Raw genomic sequence first — 20,830 nt, forward strand, 5'->3', positions numbered from 1 at the left:
TCCTTTTGTAGACGACTTCCCGATACTGACGGAACCATGGTATCGAGCCGCGAACGGACGCTGAAGACGCTCCACGACGCCGCGACGGAGATCCAGTCCTGTGACTCCGTCGAGGCGGCCTGCGAGCGGACCGTCCGGGCCGCCGAGCGGATCCTGGAGTTCGACATGTGTACGATCGTCCTCCACGACGACGGCTGGCTCGAACCCGTCGCCGTCTCCAGCGGGGCGCCCCCCGGCGGGGCCCGCCGGATGGCCGCAGACCAGGGGCTGGCAGGCAAGACGTTCCAGACCGGGGAGTCGTACGTGGTCGACTCGGTCGAGCCCGACGACGACACTGACCCGGCGAAGGACATCTACCGCTCCGGGATGAGCGTCCCGGTCGGCGAGGCGGGCGTGTTCCAGGCCGCCGCGGCCGAGCGGGCGGCGTTCTCCGACTCCGACCTGGAGTTCACCGAACTCCTCGTCGCTCACACCGGGGAGGCCATCGAACGGATCCGGATCCATCGGGAGCTGGAGGAGAGCAGGAACCGGCTGGAGCGACAGAACGAGCGCCTGGAGAAATTCGTCGACGTCGTCTCCCACGACATCCGCAACCCGCTGAACGTCGCCAGGGGACAGCTGGACCTGGCCCGGGCGGACTGCGAGAGCGAGCGGCTGGCAGACATCGACCGGGCCCACGAGCGGATGGAGGTACTCATCGACGAGCTGCTGACGCTCGCGCGCACGGGTCGCACCGTCGAGGACCCACAGCCGGTGGACCTCGGGACGGTCGCCGAGCGGTGCTGGGGGAACGTGGCGTCGGGGAGCGCGACGGTCGCCGTCGAGACGGACCGGTCGGTCCGCGCGGACCCCGGCCGTCTCAAGCGGCTCCTGGAGAACCTGTTCCGGAACGCCGTCGAGCACGGCGGCGGGGCGCCGCAGGTCCACGCCCGCGACGACCGGGAGCCGGACCTGGGAGACGGTGCCGAGTTGACCGTGACCGTGGGACCGCTCCCGGACGGGTTCTACGTCGCCGACGACGGTCCGGGCATCCCCGAGTCCGAACGGGACGACGTGTTCGACCCCGGGTTCACTACGGCGGAGGAGGGGACAGGGCTCGGGCTGAACATCGTCGCGGAGATCGTCGACGCCCACGACTGGACGATCGCTGTCACCGAGAGCGAGTCCGGCGGCGCGCGGTTCGAGGTCACCGGCGTCGAGGGGTAACGGGAACGGTCACCGCATCCCCGGCGGCGGGTCGTCGTCGTCGAACTCGTCGGTTTCGGTCTCCACGTCCAGGCCGATCTCCTCGCGCCTGCGTTCGAGCACGCGGATCTGTCGCAGGTAGTACAGCGCGCCGCCGACCCCGACCAGCGCCAGGACCCCGCCGATGCCACCGAACAGGAGCAGGTCACGCGCGAGGTAGTACCGGGTCAGGATCGGGCCCCGCTCGACGGAGTCCCAGCGGACGATCATCCGGTCTGAGCCCTCGGGGACCTTCGTCGTCGACCCGCCCGGCGACACCTTCGAGAGCAGCGGCACGCCGACGCGGGCCCGCGGCGGGAGGACGACCTCGACCGAGTGATCGGACTCGACGAACATCGGGACCGCGAACCGCTTGGCGTTCGGCCGGTTCGCCGTGAACGCCACCTGCCCGCCGGCCTCCGGGAGCGTCACGTTCAGCCGGGAGTTCGTCGCGTTGACGTAGAAGTTCGACCGGTCGGCCGGCCGGACGACCGTCCCGTTGCCGGGGTAGCGGTATCGCAGCGAGGCGATGTCCAGCGGCTGGTCCGTACCGAGCTCGCTCCGCTGGTAGAGCTGGACGTACGACCGGTTCTCGACGCCGAGGATCCCCGTGAAGTTCCCCCGAGCCACGTCGTAAGTCGTCGTCGCGTTGGTGTCCCAGTCGTAGGTCGCGTTCTGGTTGAGCTGGGTCTCGTCGGGCCCGCCGCCGCCGAACGGCGACGCGCAGCCGGCCAGCGCGACCAGCACCGCGAACAGCCCGAGGGCGAGGACCAGTCGGCGCCTCATGGCACGACGCAGAGCAGCTCCGCCGGCATGTACTGGCCGATGCTCGCCAGCAGTCCCGGCGGGTCGGTGTCCTCCTGGCAGACGATGCTCTGTTCGAGCAGCCCCAGCCGCTCGACGGTCACGATGTCGTGGGCGTGGCCCGCGCGGTTGACCGTCGCCCGCGTCTCCGCCCGCGTCGCCGAGTTGACGTTGACCCGGCCGGCGCCGCGCGTCCAGTCGTACAGCCGGTCGCGCTCGGCGTCGGACAGCCGCGCGGGCTCGTCATCGTCGGGGTCGCCCGCCACGAACCGCATCGGCAGGTGCTGGACGAGCCCGAACCGCGTCCGGATCTGCTCGGGCGTCCCCTGGCCGAGCCCGATCTCTCCGGCCGGGATCCGCACGTCCCGCCCGAAGCCGGCGTCGAGGACGAACCCCTCGTCGTCCCACGACTCCAGCGTGCCGACGTACTCCTCGCCCGGATCGAACTCGGGCGTGACCTCGCCCCACTCCTCGGCGAGGGCGTTGCGCGCGGCCGTCGCGTCCGCGCCCTCGACGAGAACCTCGGGGAACCCGTCGTCGCGGATCTCGAGGGCGACGGAGACGTCGAGGTCGCCGACGACGTTGTCGACCTGCGAGCGCAGCGAGTCCGTCGCCCGCGAGCGCGCGTCGCCCTCGACGTAGAGCTTGGATGCGAGTACGACCATCAGGCCTCGCTGTGTTCGACGTTGAGTTCGTCGCGCAGTGCCTCGATCCGGTCCTCCATGGCGCCGACCAGGCGGGTGTTCTCCATCGCCTCGACGTGGTTGCCGCAGTCGGGGCACTCGAAGCCGAACTCCATCGCCTCGCCGAACTCGAAGCGGATCCCGCAGTTCTCACAGAGGTAGAACTCGTTGTTCTTCTCGTACTCCTCGCGCTCCTCCAGGGCCTCGAGCAGGCGGTACATCTCCGACTCCAGCTGTTCGGGGATCTTCTCGTACTCGAAGGTCCAGAGGTAGGTGAGCCACCCGGAGTCCTCGTCGCGCAGCCGGCGGTAGCTCGCCAGGTCGTTCTCGTAGAGGATGAACAGCGCCCGGCGCACGTCGTTGAGCTCCAGGCCGAGCTCCTCGGCCAGCTCCTCGTCGGTCACCTCGCCGTCCGGCGGCGCCGCCGCCACCGGCATCCCTTTCGGGCCGACCAGCTCGTGCAAGTACTTCTGTATAACGGGGTCCTCCAGAAGTTCGTCAAAAGCCATTACGGCAATCTCAGAGCGTGAGGCGTTTAAAAGCACCGGATGGACGGAACCGCCGTCTCCGCATCGTTGCGACCCGAGACGGCCGGGACGTGCCCGCTACTCCGCCTCGCGCCCCGACTCGCCGTCGCCCGGCCGGCCGGCGTCGTCGGGTTCGACGACGCGCTTGCCGGTCTCCATCGGGACCACCTCGCGGTCGGCGTCCGCCCACTCGCGGTCGAGTTCCCGCCCGTCGAACAGCCGGTCGAGCGCCACGGCGAGCGACGCCACCTCGGAGTGGGGCTGGTTCGTCACGGCGACGTTGTGGTCGGCGCGCTCGTACACGTCGAAAGACACCTTCTCGGCGCCGACGACGAACAGGACGGGGTCGCCGCCGTCCAGCGACCCGCGCAGGTCGTCCTGCACGTCCTGGACCGGCAGGCCGTACATCGTGAGGTGGACGACTGGACCTGTCCAGTCGGAGATCACGCCCTTCGGCGCGTCGGTGACCTCGACCGCGAAGGGGCCGCCGAAGCGGTCGGTGATGTCGCGGACGGTGTCGGCCGAGCCGGACGCCTCCGGGCCGAAGACGACGCGGTCGGCGCCCAGCGCCCGCGCCGTGAGTCCGACGTGGGTCGTCATCCGGTCGTCGCGGCCCGGCCGGTGGCCCAGCCGGAGGACGGCGACTTCGGGTTCGTCGTGCATGCGCGACGGCTACGCGAGCCCCGTTTAGGAGGCTTCCGACCGAGCGGTCCGGGGCCGCGGTCCGGGGCCGCGGTCGCCACCGGCGCTCAGGCGCTCTGGGGACGGGCCGCCTCGATCGCCGACCGGATCCCCTCCCAGCTCAGGCGCTCGACTATCGACCCGTCGACGACGACGGTCGGCGTGGCGCGGACGCCGGCGTCGATCCCCCGCTGTTTGTCCGCCTGTACGACCGAACTGTAGGTCCGACCTTCGGCGTCGGCCCGGACGCGCTCGCCGTCGACAGGCGCGTCCAGGTCGCCCGCGAGCGTCGCGTACGTCCCGGGACCCAGGTCGGCCTGGTCGGCGAACAGCGCGTCGGCGAACGAGAAGAAGGCCGCGTCGCCGGCCGTGTGCTGGACGGCCCGCGCCGCGTTCGCGGCCGTGTACGCGTCGGGCGCGTGCATCTCCAGCGGGAAGTCGTAGTGTTCGAGCCGGACGACCCCCGGCTCGACGTACTCGCGTTCGAGCAGCGGCGTGACCTGCTCGTTGAAGCGTCGGCAGGCCGGACAGGCGAAGTCCTTGTAGATACCGACGGTCACCGGCGCGTCCTCCGGCCCTTTGAACGGCGCCGGGAGCGACACGTCCCGGGCCGTCGGTGTCTCCCCGCTCCCCGGCCTGGAGACGAGTCCGCCACAGCCCGCGAGCGCGGTCGCGGCGACCCCGCCCGCCCCCGCGAGAAACGCGCGCCTGCTCGCCCCCTGTGTCCTGTCGTCCATACGTTGTCCGTGGACCCTGCCGGATTAATCGATTTCGGTGATACGTTCGGGCCGTCAGGGACGACCGATCCGGGATCGCCGAGCGAGCGGCGGCGACCGCAATGCACATGTCGGCGCTGGACGATTTCGGCCCATGGAACTCTCCGGGAAGCGGCTGGTCGTGACGGGCGGCGCGGGCTTCGTGGGGTCGCACCTCTGCGAGCGCCTCGTCGCGGACAACGAGGTCGTCGCCGTCGACGACTTCTCGAACGGCGAGCGCGACTGGCTCCCCGACGGCGTCGAAGTGGTCGAGGGCGACCTCACCGACCCCGAGGTTGCCGCCGAGGCCATCACCGGGGACGCGGACGGCGTCTTCCACTTCGCGGCGAACAAGAACGCCGCCGCCGACGACATCGAACAGTACCGCTTCAACAACCAGCTCACCGAGACGGTCCTCGACCGGATGGACGAGGTCGGCGTCGACAACATCGCCTTCACCTCCTCCTCGACCGTCTACGGCGAGGCGCCCCGACCCACCCCCGAGGACTACGCACCGCTGGAACCCATCAGCATCTACGGCGCGAGCAAGCTCGGCGAGGAGAGCCTGCTGTCCGTCTACGCCAAGAGCCACGACTTCACGGCCTGGATCTACCGCTTCGCCAACATCGTCGGCCCGCGCCTCCAGCTCGGCGCCGTCATTCCGGACTTCATCGACAAGCTGGAGGACGAGCCCGAGTCGCTCACTATCCTCGGCGACGGCCGCCAGGAGAAGTCCTACATGCACGTCGACGAGTGCGTCGACGCGATGTGCCACGTCGTCGAACACGCCGACGACGACTTCAACGTCTACAACCTCGGGACCCGCACTACCACGTCCGTCACGACCATCGCCGACATCGTCGCCGACGAGATGGGCCTCGACCCCGACTACGAGTACACCGGCGGCGACCGCGGGTGGGTCGGCGACGTGCCACGGATGCGACTCTCCATCGAGAAACTCTCCGCGCTGGGCTGGGAGCCGGACGACTCCAGCGACGACGCCGTCCGCCGCGCCACGCGGGAACTGCTCGCGGACTGAACCTGTCCTGTCGCCGGCCACCGCCCTGTGGCCGGTCGGCCCTCAGGGCGCGTAGGTCCCTTCCAGTTGCGCCTTGCCGACGACGCAGCCCTCGGCGGCGTCGTAGGCGTCGTCCTTCGTGGCGGCGGCCGACAGGTCGAGGCGGTCGTCGAGCGCGTAGAGGAGGAACCGGTAGGTGTGCTCGCGGTCCGGCGGGTTGGGGCCGCCCCAGCCGGTCTCGCCGTAGTCGTTCTCGCCGGTGACGGCGCCCGCGTCCTCGGGGTCCCAGTCCTCGGGGATCGAGTCGGTGTCCCCGTCGATGTTCCAGACGACCCAGTGGTCCCAGATCTTCCCCGCGGGCTCGCGCGCGTCGGGGTCGTCGACGACGATCAGGAACGACTCCGTGCTGGCGGGCGCGCCCGCGATCTCCAGGGGCGGGTTGACGTTGTCCTCGGTGTAGCCGTACCGTTCGGGGATCGCCGCGCCGTCCTCGAACGCCGGGCTGGTGAGTTGCAGGTCGGCCATGGTCTCGGCGGACCGACGGCGGCCCGACAGTTAAACCCGACCCACCGTTCGCCGGGCCGACAGGTCACCGACCGCGGCGGGGTCCCCTCGGGGGCGAGGCCGTCGCGGGCTCCCGGGCCCGGGCGGACCGCCGCGAACCGCCACAGCCCGCTACGCTGTCCGCCGGAGCGCCACGCCTATATCCGGGGGTCGCCAACCCGCGGGCGTGCAGATCGTGGGGTACGAGACGGGGACCGACGGGCCGCCAGCGCTGCTGCTCGCCGACGACGGGACCGTCTCGACGGCCGCGCTCGACCCCGGGACCGAACTGTCCTACGCGCTCGGCGAGCGCCACTGCGCCGGCGTGCTCGACGACGGCACACACACGCCCTGTCCCCGTGAGGGGGCGCCCTACTGCGACGAGCACACCTATCGGTGGCCCTGCGCACGGTGTACCGGCGAGTGCTCGCTCCCTCTCGAAACGTGCCGCGAGGAACACGCTATCTATCTCGCCGCGTTCGCCCCCGACACGTTCAAGGTCGGCGTCACGCGCTCCTGGCGGCTGGACACCCGTCTGCGCGAGCAGGGCGCCGACCGCGCCGCCCACCTCCGGACGGTCGCCGACGGCCGCGTCGCCCGCCAGATCGAGGCCGAGATCGCGACGGAGGTCGGCGACCGCGTGCGCGTCCCGACGAAGGTCCGGGGGATCCACGAGTCCGTCGACGACGCCGCCTGGCGGGACCTGCTGGCCGGGTTCGACCCGGTCGAGACCTACGAGTTCGACTACGGGGTCGAGCTGGCCGACCGCCCGGTCGCGGAGACGCTCGCCTCGGGGACGGTCAGGGCCGTCCAGGGTAGGGTCCTGCTACTCGACAACGGGGGGAGCACCTACGCCGTCGACATGCGCGACCTCGTGGGCTACGACGTGACCGACGGCGAGACCGACAGGGACCTCCAGTCCAGCCTCGGTGCGTTCGGGTAGGGTCAGCCGGTCGGTATCGTGACCCGAGCCTACCGCCGCCCGGCGGCCACAGCTGTTGGACACAAGACATTTACCGGGGGCCGTGCCCCTCGGGAACGTGAACCGAGAAGCGTGGCTGGCCGCCCTCGCGCTCGCGCTCGTGGTCGGCGCGGCGGGGCTGGCCCTCGCCGCCCCGAACGCCCTCGCCGACCGGACCGACGAGACCGTCCGGCCGAGCGTCCTCTCCCTCCAAGAGCCCCGCGTCGCGGCCGGCGAGGTCGGCGGCGAGCGCGCGGAGCTCTCGCTGGACGTGCGGATGGAGCACCGCGGCGGCCCCGCCGACAACGTCACCGTCGAACTCCAGGCGGTCGACACCGACACCGGCCTCGTGGCGACCACGGTCCGGAAGGACCTCGGCCGGATCGAGGGGAACCGCGAGGTCCGCACGCGCGTCAACGCCACGGTCGACCGCCAGGGCGGCTACCGCCTGTACGTCCGCGTCTACGAGGACGGCCGCCGCGTCGAGACCGGGGCCACGACGGTCAGCGGCGTCGACTCGCTGACGCCCGACTACGCCGAGACCACGGTCGGCTTCCACCGCTTCGGCGACGGCCCGGCCTCGATCCCGGTGATCTCCTACGAGGTCGCCGAGGCGGCGAACAACCGGACGACGCTGCGGACCGGCACCTACCTCACGAACCGCGGCGACGAGCCCGCGGGCGGCCTGCGGCTGGTCGTCACGGCGCGACAGGTCGAGTCGAACGTGGTCGCCGACCGGGCGACGGTCGAGATCGACGACATCGGCCCCGGGCAGACGGTCACGGAGGCGGCCGAGCTGACCGTCCCGTCGAACTACAACTACTACCTCGACGGGATCCTGTTCAGGGACGGCGTCGTCGTCGAGTCCGCGACCGCGCCGGCGAAGCTCGACCCCACCCGGCCGGTCCCGGAGAACACGACCCGCGAGGAGGTCGACTTCCAGGCCGGCGACTTCGAACCGGACGCCGGCGACGGCGACGAAGCGCCCGCGACCCCGATGGCGACCGACGGCGGAGGGGCGTCCGGCCCCGGCTTCGGGGCCGCCGGCGCGGTCGCCGCCCTGCTCGCGCTCGCCGCGCTCGCGGCACGGAGGCACCAATGAGTGACAGTACCAGCGACGACGCGACCGCACAGGGGGACGACCAGCCGACCGACGACCGCGCCCGGAGCGCCGACGGGGGCGGCGCCGTCGGGCAGGCGTCGGACCGCGACGGCCCCGGAACGGGCGGGTCCGAGGACGGCCGGGACATCGTCGGCTACGTCCAGTGGGCGGCGTTCGCCATCCTCTGTCTGCTGGCGCTCGTGGCGACGTTCCGGTTCTACTTCGCGGCGAGCGAGGCGATCCGGGTGTGGTTCAGCCCCGACTTCGTGCCGGTGTTCCAGGCCGTGTTCAACCTGGTCGTCCTCGCGGCGTCGGCGATCGGTATCTCGGTGCTCGTCCGGCGGATCGCCTGACCGGTCGCGCGCCGGGGACGGTCGGTCCCGCCCGGAATCGACCGCTCGCGCGTCGGGATTTCACCCGGTACGACAACTCTTTTGGGACGCCGCGGCCAAGCGCGACCATGGCAGACGATCCTTCAGACGAGAACGACACAGCCACCGAGGAGTCCGCCGACGGAGCCGAGGGCGGCGACGCCAACGCCGACGGCGAGGGCGACGGGGAGTCCAAGTCCTTCCGCGAGCGGGTCGAGGAGATCCGCCAGCAGCGCGCCGAGGAGGGCGAGGGCGACGGCGAGGGCATGAGCCGCGAGGAGCGCATGGAGGAGATGATGGGCGGTGGCGGCGGCCCGCCCGGCATGGGCGGCGGCGGTGGCGGCGGCAACCCGTTCGCGCAGATGATGGGCGGCATGATGGGCGGCGGCGGTGGCGGCCCGCCCGGCATGGGCGGCGGTCCCGGCGGCCGCGGCGAGGAGGAGTCCTCGTCGAAGGCCGACGAGGAACTCGTCCGCGAGGTCCGCAAGCTCCGCGACGAGGTCCACGACGCCCGCCGCGAGCTCGGCCGCATCGCCGACGCGCTCGAGGACTGACGACCCCGCGGTTTCTGCCGTTTTCGAACCGGTAGCGGCAGCTATCGGCGGACTGGTTGTCGGACGGACTAATGGTCGGATCGATCGGCGCTCGGAACAGTCGACGGACGGGCGGTCGGAGGAACCGGCGCTCGGAGCAACCGCCGGAGGGTCGTCGCGTTACTCCTCGTAGGCGAGGTTCATCACGAACTGCGAGAAGGTGTCGCTGTGGGCGTTGACCTCGTCGTCGCCGACGAACGGGGAGAGCTGGTCGCCGGCCATCAACAGGGAGAAGTCCAGGTCGCGGGCGGCGGGGGTGAGGTAGTAGGTGTTGTGGCCATTATAAACGGTCTCCTCGCGCTGGATGAGGTCCTGGTCGGCCAGCGCGTCGGCGATGCGGCTCCCCTTGCGGGAACTCACGTCCAGTTCCTTCCAGAAGTCGCTCTGGTGGATCCCGCCCGTCTCCCTGATGAGTTCCAGTCCCGCGCGCTCGTCCTCGTTGAGGTCTTCCTCGGCAGCGGCCATACAGGTACGGTCCGTGTCTCCGCCGTTTAAATTTGGCTCTCCACGTCCCGGTAGTCGCTCTCACAGGGCGGCCCGTCGGCGTAGCGGTAGCGCGACCCATCGCGGCCGACCTCGACCAGCGACGACGAGCGCGTCCCGAAGCGGTCGCGGTGGACGCAGACGCCGTACTCGTGGTCGGCGATCACGTCCGCGGCGCGGTCGAGCCACGCGGTACTCGTCTCGCCGGGCTCGACCTGCAGCGCGGTCGCGACCTTCCCGGCGTTGTCGGCCTGGGCCGCCCCGGCCTCGGCGCGGGACTCGGGGATCGCGTAGTCGCCGTCGGCGCCGACGTTGACGACGACGTGGACGCCGGGGTCGAAGTTGCGCACGCGGCGGTTCTCCCGGTCCCACTCGACGAACAGCGCGGCGCTCGCGTCCGCGAGGACGAGGTTGAACCCGTCGTACGAGCGGTCGTCGAGTTCCCGCTCGACGAGGCGGGCAGCCTCTTCCGCCGAGGACTGGCGGAGCGCGTCGCGGACGAGCAGCCCGCGCGAGCGCTCGCCGGCCGGCTCACGACCGTCCCAGCGGTTGGTGATCGCGACGAACAGGCCGTGTTCGTTGTAGCCGATCCAGGTGCCGCCGGCCTCCTCGTCGCGGGGTGCGACGACGCGGGGCGACTCCTCGATCACCTCGGGCGGCGTCGAGGGCCTGTCGAGCGCCTCGTCGCGGTTGGCCGCGGCGACGACGGGCGCGTCCGGGAACACCTGCCAGGCGAAGACGAGCGTACACACGACCCCCGGTAGGCGACCGAGGGGATTAAACCCGGTGGCACGTCCCCGTAGCTACGCTCAGTCGCGGACCGATTCGAGTCGCTCGCGGACGGCCTCGCGGTCGACCGTCCCGGAGTGGGTGCGCGGGAGGGAATCGGCGAACCCGACCGTCTTCGGGACGGCGAAGGACGCGAGGCGGTCGCGGACCGCCTCGCGGACGCCGTCGGCGGAGAGGCCCCCGGTCTCGTCGCCGCGGCGCCCGTCGGCCGGCACGACCAGCGCGGCGACGCGCTCCCCCCACTCCTCGTCGGGGAGGCCGACGACGGCGGCGTCGGCAACCCCTTCCACGTCGCGGAGCGCGTCGGCGACCCGCGCGGGGTGGACGTTCTCGCCGCCGGTGACGACGGCGTCGTCGACGCGCCCGACGACCCACAGTCGCCCGTCCCCGTCGGCGTACCCCAGGTCGCCGGTGTGAAAGCCCAGGTCGTCGAAGGCGGCCGCGGTCCGCTCGTCGTCCAGGTAGCCCGGCGTGACCGTCGGCCCCGAGACGACGAGTTCGCCCGATTCGCCCGTGTCGACGGGACTCCCGTCGTCGCCGACGACGGTCACCGTCGTCCCGCGGAGCGGCCGGCCGACGGTGTCGGGGTGCTCGCGTGCCTCCGTCGGGGTCGCCGTGGCGACCTGCGAGGCGGTCTCCGTCAGTCCGTAGGTCGGGCAGGCGGGGACGCCGCGGTCGGCGCACCGCTCGATCAGGTCCCGCGAGGCGGGCGCGCCGCCCAGGAGGACGAACCGGAGCGACTCGGCGGGGTCCCACCCGGCGTCGAGCAGGCGGGTCAGCATCGTCGGGACGAGCGAGACGGCGGTCGCGTCGAACTCGTCGAGGACCTGCGCGGTCGCCGCGGCGTCGAACGCGCGCTGGACCACCGTCGCCGTGCCGTACAGCGTCGAGCGGACGAGCGGCGCGAGCCCGCCCATGTGGTAGGTCGGGAGACAGACCAGCCAGCGGTCGTCCGGTTCGACGCCGAGCCGGTGAGCCGAGCCGACCGCGCTCGCGACCAGGTTCCGGCGAGTGAGGCGGACGCCCTTCGGGTCGCCCGACGTGCCGGAAGTGAACATGACGACCCGTTCGTCGTCCAGCGGCCGCTCGGACGGCTCAACACCTCCGGCAGAGTCGTCCCCTTCCAGGGAGAGCGACGCGACGGCGTCCGATCCGGGCTCGTCGACCGACGCGACAGGCGTGTCCTCGGGTGCGATCGCCGTCGCGGCCTCCTCGGTCGCGCGCTCGCAGACCAGCAGGTCGACCTCCGCCCGGGCGGCCTGCGAGCGGAGCCGCTCGGCCGGGAGTTCGACGTTCAGCGCGACCGCGCTCGCCCCGAGTCGACCGACGGCGAAGTACAGGTCTGTGACGGCCGGCCGGGTGCCGATCAGGAGTGCGACCCGACCGCCGGCGAGGTCGCTCTGTGCGATCGACTCGATGGCCGCGGCGCGTGCCGCTGCCCGGTCGTCGAGTTCGGCGTAACTCCACGCCGAGCCGTCGGCGGCGTCGACCACGGCGGTCGCCGCCGGCGTCGCGGCCGCCCGCTGTGCGAGCACGTCGACCGACGGGTCGGCGACGGGGTCGTCGACCGGCCACGCCGACGGGTCCGGGAGCGTCACGGTCGCACCTCGTCGCGGTCGACGCCGATCCCGGGGTCCTGTGGGACCGCGATCGAACCGTCGGACACCGGTGCGGGGTCTGCGGCGAGGTCCTCGGCGAGCATGTCGGCGGTCGCGAGACCGCAGGGCGCCACGTCGGGGACGGCGGCGGCGACGTGGACCGCCGCAGTCCGGGCGACGACCGCGTCGACGGTGGTGGTCACCACCGGTTCGATCCCCCGGTCCCGGGCTCGCATCGCGAGCGTGTGGGCGTTGCCCGGTCCGCCCAGAACCATCGGCTTGAGGACCACCACGTCCGCGGCGTCGGCGTCAAACACCTCGGCCATCGAGTGCTCGGTCAGCCCTTCGTCGATAGCGATACCGACACCGGCACCGCGGAGGTCCGCGAGCCCGGCGAGGTCCTCGGCTGCGACCGGCTGTTCGACGTAGGCCACGTCGAGCGGTTCGAGCCGTTCGATGGCTCGTTCGGCTTCCTCGCGGGACCACGCGCCGTTGGCGTCCAGCCGGAGGGTCACGTCGTCGCCGACGGCCTCGCGGACGGCCCGGACGCGCACGATATCTTCCTCGACCGGGCGGGCCCCGACCTTGAGCTTGAGACAGCCGAATCCCCGGTCGACGGCCGCCTCGGCGCGCCCGACGGTCGTCTCGCGGTCGGCGTCGCCGACAGTGGCGTTGACCGGCACCGAACCGACGGTCCGCGAGTCGTCGAACCAGCGGTAGAGGGGGAGGCCGTCGGCGCGCGCGTCGGCGTCGAGGAGGGCTGTTGCGAACCCGTGGCGGGCCGCCGGCGCCTCGTCGGCGTCGAGTTCGAGCAGGCCGGTACTGTGCTCGCCGCCGGCACCCGCGTCGAGCGCGCGCTCCAGCCCCGCCTCGCAGGCGTCGAGCGACTCCGTCCAGCCCGGTAGCGGCGTCGCCTCGCCGAGTCCCGTCTCGCCACGGTGGTCGTAGCGGACCACGAATCCCGACCGCTCGGAGATGTCGCCGGCGGCGGTCGACAGCGGCGATTCGAGCGGAAGCGAGAAGCGGGTGACGCCGTCGAAAGTCGAGCGGTCGCCGCTCATAGCAGTGCGGGCGCGGCGAGTCCGGCGGCGAACAACAGGGAGTGGACGAACAGCGTCTGTCCGACCCGTTCGAGCGCCGGGTTGAGCGCCTCGCCGTCTGTGCGTTCGAGGACGGTCTTCGCGACGCTCGCCGCGAGGGGGAGCGAGAGCAGCGGCGCGAGCGCCGGGAGGCCGTAGGCGGGGTCGAGCGCGAAGACCACGGGGACGACGTAGGCCATCCCGACCAGGGCGATGAACTCGACGCGGCTCCAGCGGTAACCGAGCAGCACCACGAGCGTCTGCTTGCCCGCCTCGGCGTCCGTTTCTCTGTCCCGGATGTTGTTCACGACGAGGATGGCCGTCGAGAGTCCGGCGGCCGGGAGGCTGGCGACGACGGCCGCCAGCGGGAGGGTGCCAGGCGGAATCCCGGTCGGGAACAGGCCGACGCCGGCCTCGGTGACCGCCTGGACGTAGTAGGTGCCAGTCACTGCGACGACGCCGAAGTAGACGAACACGAACAGGTCGCCCAGCCCGCGGTAGCCGTAGGGGTAGGGGCCGCCGGTGTAGAGGACGCCGGCCGCGATGGCGGAGAGGCCGACGACGAGGATAGGCACGCCGCCGATGGCGACGAGGTACGTGCCGACGACGACGGCCAGCGCGTAGGTGGCGATCATCGCCCGCTTGACCTGCGCGGGCGGGATGAGCCCGCCGGCGGTGACGCGGGTGAACCCCTCGCGGTCGTCGGTGTCGGCGCCCTTGACGGCGTCGTAGTAGTCGTTGGCGAAGTTGGTGCCCACCTGAATGAGCAGGGCGCCGACGAGCGCCGCGAGCCAGGGCAGCGGCGCGAACACGCCCGCGTGGACGGCCAGCCCGGCACCGACGACGACGGGCGCCGACCCCGCCGGCAGGGTCTGGGGCCGCGCGGCCATCAGCCAGGCCCGCCGCTTCGAGACCTGTGCGTCTGCGGTCGACATACCCGGGACTCGGGGCCCGTCGAGTGTCAAAGTTGGCATCCCGCTGCGGGCGGAGCGGCGGCGCCGGTGGGCGGCCTCCGCCGGCGCCGGACCGCCGAACGCACCGACCGCGCCGCCCAGTCGGCGTCAGGCCGTGTCGGCTCCCGGACCCTCGCCGAGGATCCGGTCGATGATGTCCCGCCGGTCGGGCGCCTGTTCCTCGTCGGACGTTGGGAAGTCGGGAAGGTCGGGCATACTGGTCGAGCCGTCCGGTCGATCCGTGGGCCTCGACTGGGGTACGTCCGTCCCCGGCTCATCCAAGCGACCGCCCGTCGAGCCAGCGGCGACAGCGGCGGGCGAGATGTCCCAGCTTCCGCCGGAGGTACGTCGCGTGTGCGTGTTCGAGGTCGAGGCCTTCGAGTATCGACCGCGCCCGCTCGGCGCCGCTGTCGCGGTCGATCCCAGCGTCGCGGACGTGTCTCAGCGGGTGGCGCCGCCAGTTGTTCTCCTCGTGGGCGTACACGTCGACCCGTTCCGGTCCCCGCTCGACGAGAACGAGGTGGAGTTGCCGGTCGGCGAACGGCGACTCGCGGAGGACCCAGCTCCCGTTCGTCCGGTTGCCCAGCGGCGTGTAGTGGTACATGCTCACCGGGTTCCAGCTGAACCCGGCGTCCGAGAGGGCCGACTCGACGACTTCGACCCGTCCGCTCACCGTTCCGGCGTACCCCTCGGGGTACACCCGGACCGTCTCGTCGACGACCGTCCGGACCGCCCGGTCGAGGTGCGGGCCGACCGCCCGTCGGAGGCGATAGCCCGCCCGTCGCTGGGCGTCGTCGAACATACCTCAGCTTGGGCCGGCGACGGGGTGAACGTTACGCCGGCGAGCGGGTACGGAACGCGTCCGTCCCGACCGCCGGCCCGGACGCGCCAGCGGCGGCGACCGCTCACCCGGGCGTCGTCGCGTCCGTGCGTTCGACGGCTTCCTCGACGACCCAGTGGGACTGGCGCCAGGACTGGCGGAGCTGGCGGATCGCGCTCGCCCGCAGGCGGATTGCGCGCCGGCCCTCGGCGGCCCGGGCCCGCTCCATCGTCCGCTCGGCGCGGTCGTAGGCCCGCTCGGCGTTGTCGAGGTGGGCCTCCATGCTCCGGCGGATACCCCGATTGTCGACGTCCTCGCGCGAGTCGTTCAGGAGCCGCCGGGCGTCGGCGAGTTCGCGGGCGGCGGTCCGGTTGTCGGCGCGCAGGACCAGGTCCGCGGCCGCGGTGGCGTTGGCCTCGGCGTCGGTGCCGGTGAACGCGGTCAGCGCCTGCACGCCGACGGCGTCGTCGGTGAACAGTTTCGCCGACTCCGTCCGGACGGGGCCGCGGTAGTACTGGCGCGAGTCGTCGAACCGCTCGCTCGCGCGGTCGCGGGCCGACTCGTATCGGCCGGCGTCGGCGTCTATCGCGTCGGTCGCCGCGACCGCCTCGGACTTCAGCTCCCGCGGCGTCTCGCGGTCCGCGTCGCCGCCGTCGTCGGACGACCCGTTCTCCGCGGCGAGGCGCTCCCAGCCCTCCAGGTGGCCGTTCAGCACCGAGCGGTCGAAGTAGCTCCGCTGACCGTCGTACTCGGCGTCGGTGTAGCTGGCGTACAGTCCGAGGTGGTCGCTCGCGGCCGCGAACGACCCGAACTCGCCGCGGTCGAAGTAGACGACCAGGTCGTCGCCGGTCAGCCGGACCCGCTCGGCGGACAGGGCCGCGCCCGTGGCGTTCTCGACGCGCACGGACGAGTCGTCGACCGACAGGACGCTCTCGGGCACCTCGTAGTGGACCGGGACCGTCGACCCGTTCGCGCCGAAGACCCATTCGGTGCCGACCTCGCGGTCGACGCGGCGGATGCGGTTGGTGTCCCGCGGCGAGACGGTCCCCCGGCGCTCGATGTAGTCGGCGACCGCAGTGCCGTACAGCGTGAGGTCGGTGCTCACCGTGGGGTCGTCGGCGAGGTCGTCCCAGCCGGCCATGTAGGAGTTGACCGTCACGTTGTACGTCGCGTTCGGCCGCAGCGGCTCGCCGCCGACGTACACGTCGCGGACGAGCGGCTCGGCCCCCTCGTGGGCCACCATCTCGTAGGTGACGCCGCTGACCTGTAGCTGGGCCTCCTGGCCGTACTGCTGGCCGGTGCCCGACTCGAGCGTGACGACCTGGCTGGCCAGCAGGGCGCGCAGTTCCGCGCCGGAGAGGCGTTTGGTGACCAGCGTGTTGCCGAACGGCAGCGAGGTGTACACGTCGTCGTAGGTGACGTTACCCGGCTCGATCACGAAGTCGCCGCGGATGCCGCCGGCGTTCGTGACCGCGACCTCGGCGCCCGTCTCCGCGCGGAACGCGTCGGTGACGAGGTTGCCCCACGCCGTCTCGTCGTGGTAGTTGGCCGAGAACGTCGAGTCCAGCGGGACCGTCGTCCACCCGATGACCTCGGAGAGGTACTGCCCACGGGCCGACGAGACGATCCCTTCGACCGTCTCGTTGACCGGGACCGCGTCGTTGCCGGCCACCTCCACGAGGCGACCGTCGGCCATCGCGACGCTGCCGTTCGGGCCGACGGTGAGGTTGAGTTCGCCGAGGTAGGCCGCCCGCCCCTGCGCCTCCATGACGACCGTCCCGTCGGTCACCTGCGGTTCGTAGGCCACCTCGTCGTCGCCGGCGACGATCACGTCGATGTTGTCGGTCTCGCGGGCGAGCTCCTGCGAGTCACCGATTCCGATGTGGGCGGCGGCGACGACTACGTCCACGTCCTTCTCGGTCTTGAGCTCCGTCGCGACCTCGGCGCCGACCTCGCTGTAGTCAGCGACCTCGTAGCCGGCCTCGTCGAAGTCGACGGCGGTCTTGGGCCCGATGGCCTCGTCGACGAGGCCCACGATCCCGACGCGGACGCCGTCGCGCTCGACGATGGTGTAGTTCTCCGTCCCGGGGACGCCGCCGCCGTCCTCGGCGCGGACGTTCGCGAGCAGCCACGGGTACTCCGAGGCGGCCGTGTAGTTGGCCACCGCGTCGAACCCGTAGTCAAGGTCGTGGTTGCCGACCACGTCCGCGGCGGGGTCGACGACGTTGGTCGCCGCGACCGGGACCGTCCAGTTGCTGACTGGCGAGAGCGAGCTCGGGCTCACCTGGTCGCCGCCGCCGACGACGACGGTCGGGTTCTCGTGAGCCGCCCGTCGCTCCTCGATAGCGCCCGCGAGCCGGCCCATCGCCGTCGGGTTCGAGGCAGCCGTCTGCACGTCGTTGTACGAGAGGATCGTCAGCCTCGTCGCGTTCGCGGGCGGATCCTCCGGGGTCCCGTCGCCCGGCGAGCCGCCGTCGGTCGGCTCTGCGATCTCGCCGACCGCCTTCGGCTGGATCTTGAACGCGCCGAAGTTGTAGGCGACCGGTCCGGTCAGGTCCGCGACGACCAGCCCGGTCTCGTTGGGGGTCGTCGCGTCCCCGGCGCTCACGTCGTCGACCGCGATCGCCCCGGAGCCGTCGTCGACGGCCCACTCGCCGTACTGGCCAGGCGTCGCCGTGACCGTCGCGTTCGACACGGTGACGAGCACGCCCTCGTAGCGCTCCTGCCCGACCGCGCCGGTGTCGAGCGCCACCGGGTCGGGGACTGGGGCCTGTCCGGTCACTGTCGTCGACGCGCTCGCCGCGGTCGCGTCGAGTTCGGTCAGGTTGTAGTACTCCGTGACCGGCGCCGTCACCTCGACGGCGTCGCCGGGCGCCACGCTCGGCTGGCTCCCCGTGTAGACGTAGACGCCGCTGTAGGCGCCGGTGCCGTTCTGGATGTAGTACCCCTCCGCCACGACGGCTGTCACCGTCCCCGAGGTGGTGACGTTCTCCCCGGCGTACGGGGAGGCGTCCGTCGGACCGTCGGGTCGCTGGATCTCCTCGATCGATACCTCCGCGTTGCCGGCCTGCGCCGCCGCGGTCGGCACCACCGCCGGCACCGCCGACGCGACCAGCATCACCGCCATCGCTACTGCGAGAACTTTGCCACTCCCCTGTGGATGATTTCTGGACACGGTCGTCTTACTATCAGCAGGAATTCCATTTGAAACTTGGTAATGATCGTACGTAGTGCTGGGGAGCGGTCCGTGATGCTCCCGAGCGGATCCGGCCGGTATCCGGACGGGCAAGCGGGCGCAACTGCCGGAAGACCGTCACTCGGTGGAGGAGAGTCCGTCCGCAGCGAGGACATCCGGGAGGTCGGCGAGCGAGGCGATCCGAACGTCGGGTTCCCGGCAGGGCGTCTCGTCGTCGCTCTCGACCCACACCGACTGCATCCCGAGGCACTCGCCCATCACGAGGTCCTCGTTGTACTCGTCGCTGACGAACGCGACCGGTTCGTCGCCCTCGGGGAGACACTCGAAATACCCCCTCGGGTAGGGTTTCGGCCGTTCGATCGCCGAGGAGACGACCAGGTCGTCGAAACACGACAGGGCGCCGTGCTCGGAGAGGACCGTCTCGACCCACGGCTCCACCATGTTGCTGAAGAGGACGAGCGTGTGGTCGTCCGCGAGGTAGTCGAGAACCGCCGCGTGTTTATCGGGAAACTCCGGATCGAGCCACGTCCGCCTGAGGTACCTGTAACACGCCTCCCGAGAGGCTCCCGTGAGCGTCGAGAGCAGGTCGACGTACTCCACCGTGCCGTCGAGGAATCCGTTCCGATATGCGAAGTAGGCGATCCACCCGGGATAGGGGTCGGTTTCGGGGTCGACACCAAGCAGATCCGCGTGTTCGCGTTCGTCGCCGTGTTCGACGACGACGCCGCCGTAGTCGAGGACGAGGTGCATAGCGGATCCAGTTGGACAGCCGACACGGTCTTGAGTCTGTCGGGAAGGCCGAACGAACCGCCGGAAGCGGGCGGCCGCGGCGAGCGGTTGCGGTGGGCGGTCGCGGAAGCGGTGTGGCGGTGGGCGGTCGCGGAAGCGGTGTAGCGGTGGGCGGTCGCGGAAGCGGTGTAGCGGTGGGCGGTCGCGGAAGCGGTGTAGCGGTGGGCGGTCGCGGAAGCGGTGTAGCGGTGGGCGGTCGCGGAAGCGGTGTAGCGGTGCGGAGCGGTGCGGGGCGGAGCAGTGCGGGGGCGAAGGTCGAATACCGGACGCGAGCGAACGGAGTGAGCGAGTCGTCCGGCCTTTTTCCCCAAGTTTTTGCGACGGAGGATTCCCGCAGCGCGCCGAAGGCGCGCGAGGAACTCTCCGTCGCAAAAAGTGGGCTCAGTAAAACCAGTCGTAGTCGTCGAAGTCGGGCTCGCGGCCCTCGTTGAAGGCGTCGCGGCCCTCCTTGGCCTCGTCGGTCATGTAGCCCAGCCGGGTCGCTTCGCCGGCGAAGACCTGCTGGCCGACCATGCCGTCGTCGGCCATGTTGAACCCGTACTTGAGCATCCGGATGGCCATCGGGGACTTGCTGGTGATGCGGTCGGCCCAGTCGAGGGCGGTCGCCTCCAGTTCGTCGTGGGGGACGGCCTCGTTGACCATGCCCATGTCCGCCGCTTCGTCGGCGTCGTAGGTCTTGCCGAGGAAGAATATCTCGCGTGCCTTCTTCTGGCCGACCTGGCGGGCGAGGTAGGCCGAGCCGAAGCCGGCGTCGAACGACGCCACGTCGGGGTCGGTCTGGAGGAACTTGGCGTGGTCCTCGGAGGCGAGGGTCAGGTCGCAGACGACGTGCAGCGAGTGGCCGCCGCCGACGGCCCAGCCCGGGACGACGGCGACGACCGGCTTGGGGATGTGGCGGATCTGCCGCTGGACTTCGAGGATGTGCAGGCGGCCGGCCTCGGCGGCGTCCTCGCGGTCGGCGTCGTCGCCCTGGTACTCGTAGCCGTCGTCGCCCCGGACCGACTGGTCGCCGCCGGCGCAGAAGGCCCAGCCGCCGTCCTTCGGTGACGGGCCGTTACCGGTCAGGAGGACGCAGCCGATGTCGGACTGGCGCTTGGCGTGGTCGAGTGCGGTCGAGAGCTCGTCGACGGTGCCCGGGCGGAAGGCGTTGCGGACCGCCGGGCGGTCGAAGGCGATGCGGACGGCGGGCGTGTCGGTCCCGCGGTGGTAGGTGATATCGCGGAAGTCGACGGCGTCGACCGGCTCCCAGCGGTCGGGGTCGAAGATCTCAGAGACCATGCCGACCCTCGGGCCGGACCCCGCAAAAAGATTCTCGGTCGGTGTCGCCGCTGGACTCGCCGGCGGTCACCCCGGGCGGACCGCCGTCGCCTCGACCTCGACGCGGAAGTCCTCGTCGACGAGGCGGCTCACCTCGACCATCGTCGAGGCCGGGCGCACGTCCGCGAACACCTCGCCGTGGGCGCGACCGACGGCCTCGTAGTCGTCGATGTCGGTGACGTACAGTCGGGTGCGGACCACGTCCGCGATGCTCGCGTCGGCCTCGTCGAGGGCGCCCTCGACAATCTCGAGCGCGGCTCTCGTCTGTTCGTAGGGGCCGTCGCCGATCACCTCGCCGTCGTCGTCGACCGGCGTCGTCCCGGAGACGTGGACCTGTCCGTCGACCGCGACCGCCCGCGAGTAACCGACGTGCGCTTCCCACTCGGTGCCGCTGGAGACGGTCTGCCGTGACATGTGAGTCGTCTGAGAGGGGGCGGAGAAGTGCGTTCCGGTCGGCGGGGGCGACGGCCGCGGCCGCCCGGACGCTATCGATTCCGATAGTTCGGGCACAGCCATTTTATCGTCGGCCCGCGAAGCTAGGGTG

The 20,830-nt window shown here is 71.5% G+C and carries 22 protein-coding genes; 6 read left to right on the plus strand and 16 right to left on the minus strand.

Annotated elements, in window-relative coordinates:
* Positions 1-36: 36 nt before the first annotated feature.
* The gene (locus ACMGFG_RS14975; protein WP_436931131.1) at positions 37-1,206 is read left to right on the plus strand and encodes a GAF domain-containing sensor histidine kinase; all 1,170 of its coding nucleotides are present in this window, start codon (positions 37-39) and stop codon (positions 1,204-1,206) included.
* A gap of 9 nt (positions 1,207-1,215) precedes the next feature.
* On the opposite strand, the gene ACMGFG_RS14980 is transcribed toward ACMGFG_RS14975, so the two are convergent.
* The 5 genes from ACMGFG_RS14980 to ACMGFG_RS15000 form a co-directional block, all read right to left on the minus strand.
* Complete coding sequence (locus ACMGFG_RS14980; protein ID WP_436931132.1) at positions 1,216-2,010, minus strand: DUF5803 family protein; 795 nt, start codon at positions 2,008-2,010, stop codon at positions 1,216-1,218.
* Positions 2,007-2,693 (minus strand): DUF2110 family protein, encoded by a 687-nt coding sequence (locus ACMGFG_RS14985; protein WP_436931133.1) that lies wholly within the window; start codon positions 2,691-2,693, stop codon positions 2,007-2,009. The genes ACMGFG_RS14980 and ACMGFG_RS14985 overlap by 4 nt, the downstream gene beginning before the upstream one ends.
* Positions 2,693-3,220 carry a transcription factor E gene (gene tfe, locus ACMGFG_RS14990; protein WP_436931134.1) on the minus strand — a complete coding sequence of 176 codons (528 nt, stop codon included), beginning with the start codon at positions 3,218-3,220 and terminating at the stop codon, positions 2,693-2,695. Before tfe ends, ACMGFG_RS14985 begins: the two co-directional genes overlap by 1 nt.
* Positions 3,221-3,316: 96 nt before the next feature.
* A complete protein-coding gene (locus tag ACMGFG_RS14995) occupies positions 3,317-3,901 on the minus strand; it encodes a tRNA (cytidine(56)-2'-O)-methyltransferase (protein ID WP_436931135.1) in 585 nt (194 codons plus the stop codon).
* Positions 3,902-3,987: 86 nt separating this feature from the next.
* Entirely contained in the window at positions 3,988-4,656 is a 669-nt protein-coding gene (locus tag ACMGFG_RS15000; RefSeq protein ID WP_436931136.1) for a thioredoxin domain-containing protein, read from the minus strand.
* 133 nt (positions 4,657-4,789) lie between these two features.
* Here ACMGFG_RS15000 and ACMGFG_RS15005 point away from each other — a divergent pair, with 133 nt between their 5' ends.
* A complete protein-coding gene (locus ACMGFG_RS15005; RefSeq protein WP_436931137.1) occupies positions 4,790-5,713 on the plus strand; it encodes an NAD-dependent epimerase/dehydratase family protein in 924 nt (307 codons plus the stop codon).
* 42 nt (positions 5,714-5,755) lie between these two features.
* Here ACMGFG_RS15005 and ACMGFG_RS15010 read toward each other — a convergent pair whose 3' ends face one another.
* Positions 5,756-6,217, minus strand: coding sequence for a YbhB/YbcL family Raf kinase inhibitor-like protein (locus ACMGFG_RS15010; RefSeq protein ID WP_436931138.1), 462 nt, complete (start codon positions 6,215-6,217; stop codon positions 5,756-5,758).
* Between the two features lie 205 nt (positions 6,218-6,422).
* On the opposite strand from ACMGFG_RS15010, the gene ACMGFG_RS15015 reads away from it, so the two are divergent.
* From ACMGFG_RS15015 to ACMGFG_RS15030, 4 genes are all read left to right on the plus strand, one after another.
* Complete coding sequence (locus ACMGFG_RS15015) at positions 6,423-7,178, plus strand: DUF2797 domain-containing protein (RefSeq protein WP_436931139.1); 756 nt, start codon at positions 6,423-6,425, stop codon at positions 7,176-7,178.
* Between the two features lie 97 nt (positions 7,179-7,275).
* Positions 7,276-8,298: a DUF7490 domain-containing protein gene (locus tag ACMGFG_RS15020; RefSeq protein WP_436931140.1), complete on the plus strand. Its 1,023-nt coding sequence runs from the start codon at positions 7,276-7,278 to the stop codon at positions 8,296-8,298.
* On the plus strand, positions 8,295-8,651 hold the full coding sequence (locus tag ACMGFG_RS15025) for a DUF8060 family membrane protein (RefSeq protein WP_436931141.1): 357 nt from the start codon (positions 8,295-8,297) through the stop codon (positions 8,649-8,651). Before ACMGFG_RS15020 ends, ACMGFG_RS15025 begins: the two co-directional genes overlap by 4 nt.
* 107 nt (positions 8,652-8,758) lie before the next feature.
* Positions 8,759-9,223 carry a hypothetical protein gene (locus ACMGFG_RS15030; protein WP_436931142.1) on the plus strand — a complete coding sequence of 155 codons (465 nt, stop codon included), beginning with the start codon at positions 8,759-8,761 and terminating at the stop codon, positions 9,221-9,223.
* Between the two features lie 159 nt (positions 9,224-9,382).
* Here ACMGFG_RS15030 and ACMGFG_RS15035 read toward each other — a convergent pair whose 3' ends face one another.
* The 10 genes from ACMGFG_RS15035 to ACMGFG_RS15080 form a co-directional block, all read right to left on the minus strand.
* On the minus strand, positions 9,383-9,727 hold the full coding sequence (locus ACMGFG_RS15035) for a helix-turn-helix transcriptional regulator (protein ID WP_436910581.1): 345 nt from the start codon (positions 9,725-9,727) through the stop codon (positions 9,383-9,385).
* 26 nt (positions 9,728-9,753) lie between these two features.
* A complete protein-coding gene (locus ACMGFG_RS15040) occupies positions 9,754-10,497 on the minus strand; it encodes an NRDE family protein (RefSeq protein WP_436931143.1) in 744 nt (247 codons plus the stop codon).
* Positions 10,498-10,554: 57 nt separating this feature from the next.
* Positions 10,555-12,132 (minus strand): class I adenylate-forming enzyme family protein, encoded by a 1,578-nt coding sequence (locus ACMGFG_RS15045; protein ID WP_436931144.1) that lies wholly within the window; start codon positions 12,130-12,132, stop codon positions 10,555-10,557.
* The gene (gene menC / locus ACMGFG_RS15050; RefSeq protein ID WP_436931145.1) at positions 12,129-13,193 is read right to left on the minus strand and encodes an o-succinylbenzoate synthase; all 1,065 of its coding nucleotides are present in this window, start codon (positions 13,191-13,193) and stop codon (positions 12,129-12,131) included. Before menC ends, ACMGFG_RS15045 begins: the two co-directional genes overlap by 4 nt.
* Positions 13,190-14,146: a 1,4-dihydroxy-2-naphthoate polyprenyltransferase gene (locus tag ACMGFG_RS15055; RefSeq protein ID WP_436931146.1), complete on the minus strand. Its 957-nt coding sequence runs from the start codon at positions 14,144-14,146 to the stop codon at positions 13,190-13,192. The genes menC and ACMGFG_RS15055 overlap by 4 nt, the downstream gene beginning before the upstream one ends.
* Positions 14,147-14,438: 292 nt before the next feature.
* Positions 14,439-14,966, minus strand: a complete 528-nt coding sequence (locus tag ACMGFG_RS15060; protein WP_436931147.1) for a hypothetical protein — start codon at positions 14,964-14,966, stop codon at positions 14,439-14,441.
* Between the two features lie 103 nt (positions 14,967-15,069).
* Positions 15,070-18,111, minus strand: a complete 3,042-nt coding sequence (locus tag ACMGFG_RS15065) for a 5'-nucleotidase C-terminal domain-containing protein (protein WP_436931148.1) — start codon at positions 18,109-18,111, stop codon at positions 15,070-15,072.
* Between the two features lie 186 nt (positions 18,112-18,297).
* Positions 18,298-18,930, minus strand: coding sequence for an HAD family hydrolase (locus tag ACMGFG_RS15070; RefSeq protein WP_436931149.1), 633 nt, complete (start codon positions 18,928-18,930; stop codon positions 18,298-18,300).
* Between the two features lie 420 nt (positions 18,931-19,350).
* Positions 19,351-20,247, minus strand: a complete 897-nt coding sequence (locus ACMGFG_RS15075) for a 1,4-dihydroxy-2-naphthoyl-CoA synthase (protein ID WP_436931150.1) — start codon at positions 20,245-20,247, stop codon at positions 19,351-19,353.
* Positions 20,248-20,313: 66 nt separating this feature from the next.
* The gene (locus ACMGFG_RS15080; protein WP_436931151.1) at positions 20,314-20,700 is read right to left on the minus strand and encodes a RidA family protein; all 387 of its coding nucleotides are present in this window, start codon (positions 20,698-20,700) and stop codon (positions 20,314-20,316) included.
* Positions 20,701-20,830 lie beyond the last annotated feature (130 nt).

The organism is Halosimplex halobium (assembly GCF_051414055.1).
In the GTDB taxonomy this organism is placed as follows: Archaea; Halobacteriota; Halobacteria; order Halobacteriales; family Haloarculaceae; genus Halosimplex; species Halosimplex halobium.

Coding starts and splice junctions, on each gene's coding strand:
- ACMGFG_RS14975 (WP_436931131.1), top strand. CDS start 37: ATGGTATCGAGCCGCGAACGGACGCTGAAGACGCTCCACGACGCCGCG.
- ACMGFG_RS14980 (WP_436931132.1), bottom strand. CDS start 2,010: ATGAGGCGCCGACTGGTCCTCGCCCTCGGGCTGTTCGCGGTGCTGGTC.
- ACMGFG_RS14985 (WP_436931133.1), bottom strand. CDS start 2,693: ATGGTCGTACTCGCATCCAAGCTCTACGTCGAGGGCGACGCGCGCTCG.
- tfe (WP_436931134.1), bottom strand. CDS start 3,220: ATGGCTTTTGACGAACTTCTGGAGGACCCCGTTATACAGAAGTACTTG.
- ACMGFG_RS14995 (WP_436931135.1), bottom strand. CDS start 3,901: ATGCACGACGAACCCGAAGTCGCCGTCCTCCGGCTGGGCCACCGGCCG.
- ACMGFG_RS15000 (WP_436931136.1), bottom strand. CDS start 4,656: ATGGACGACAGGACACAGGGGGCGAGCAGGCGCGCGTTTCTCGCGGGG.
- ACMGFG_RS15005 (WP_436931137.1), top strand. CDS start 4,790: ATGGAACTCTCCGGGAAGCGGCTGGTCGTGACGGGCGGCGCGGGCTTC.
- ACMGFG_RS15010 (WP_436931138.1), bottom strand. CDS start 6,217: ATGGCCGACCTGCAACTCACCAGCCCGGCGTTCGAGGACGGCGCGGCG.
- ACMGFG_RS15025 (WP_436931141.1), top strand. CDS start 8,295: ATGAGTGACAGTACCAGCGACGACGCGACCGCACAGGGGGACGACCAG.
- ACMGFG_RS15030 (WP_436931142.1), top strand. CDS start 8,759: ATGGCAGACGATCCTTCAGACGAGAACGACACAGCCACCGAGGAGTCC.
- ACMGFG_RS15035 (WP_436910581.1), bottom strand. CDS start 9,727: ATGGCCGCTGCCGAGGAAGACCTCAACGAGGACGAGCGCGCGGGACTG.
- menC (WP_436931145.1), bottom strand. CDS start 13,193: ATGAGCGGCGACCGCTCGACTTTCGACGGCGTCACCCGCTTCTCGCTT.
- ACMGFG_RS15055 (WP_436931146.1), bottom strand. CDS start 14,146: ATGTCGACCGCAGACGCACAGGTCTCGAAGCGGCGGGCCTGGCTGATG.
- ACMGFG_RS15060 (WP_436931147.1), bottom strand. CDS start 14,966: ATGTTCGACGACGCCCAGCGACGGGCGGGCTATCGCCTCCGACGGGCG.
- ACMGFG_RS15065 (WP_436931148.1), bottom strand. CDS start 18,111: ATGGCGGTGATGCTGGTCGCGTCGGCGGTGCCGGCGGTGGTGCCGACC.
- ACMGFG_RS15070 (WP_436931149.1), bottom strand. CDS start 18,930: ATGCACCTCGTCCTCGACTACGGCGGCGTCGTCGTCGAACACGGCGAC.
- ACMGFG_RS15075 (WP_436931150.1), bottom strand. CDS start 20,247: ATGGTCTCTGAGATCTTCGACCCCGACCGCTGGGAGCCGGTCGACGCC.
- ACMGFG_RS15080 (WP_436931151.1), bottom strand. CDS start 20,700: ATGTCACGGCAGACCGTCTCCAGCGGCACCGAGTGGGAAGCGCACGTC.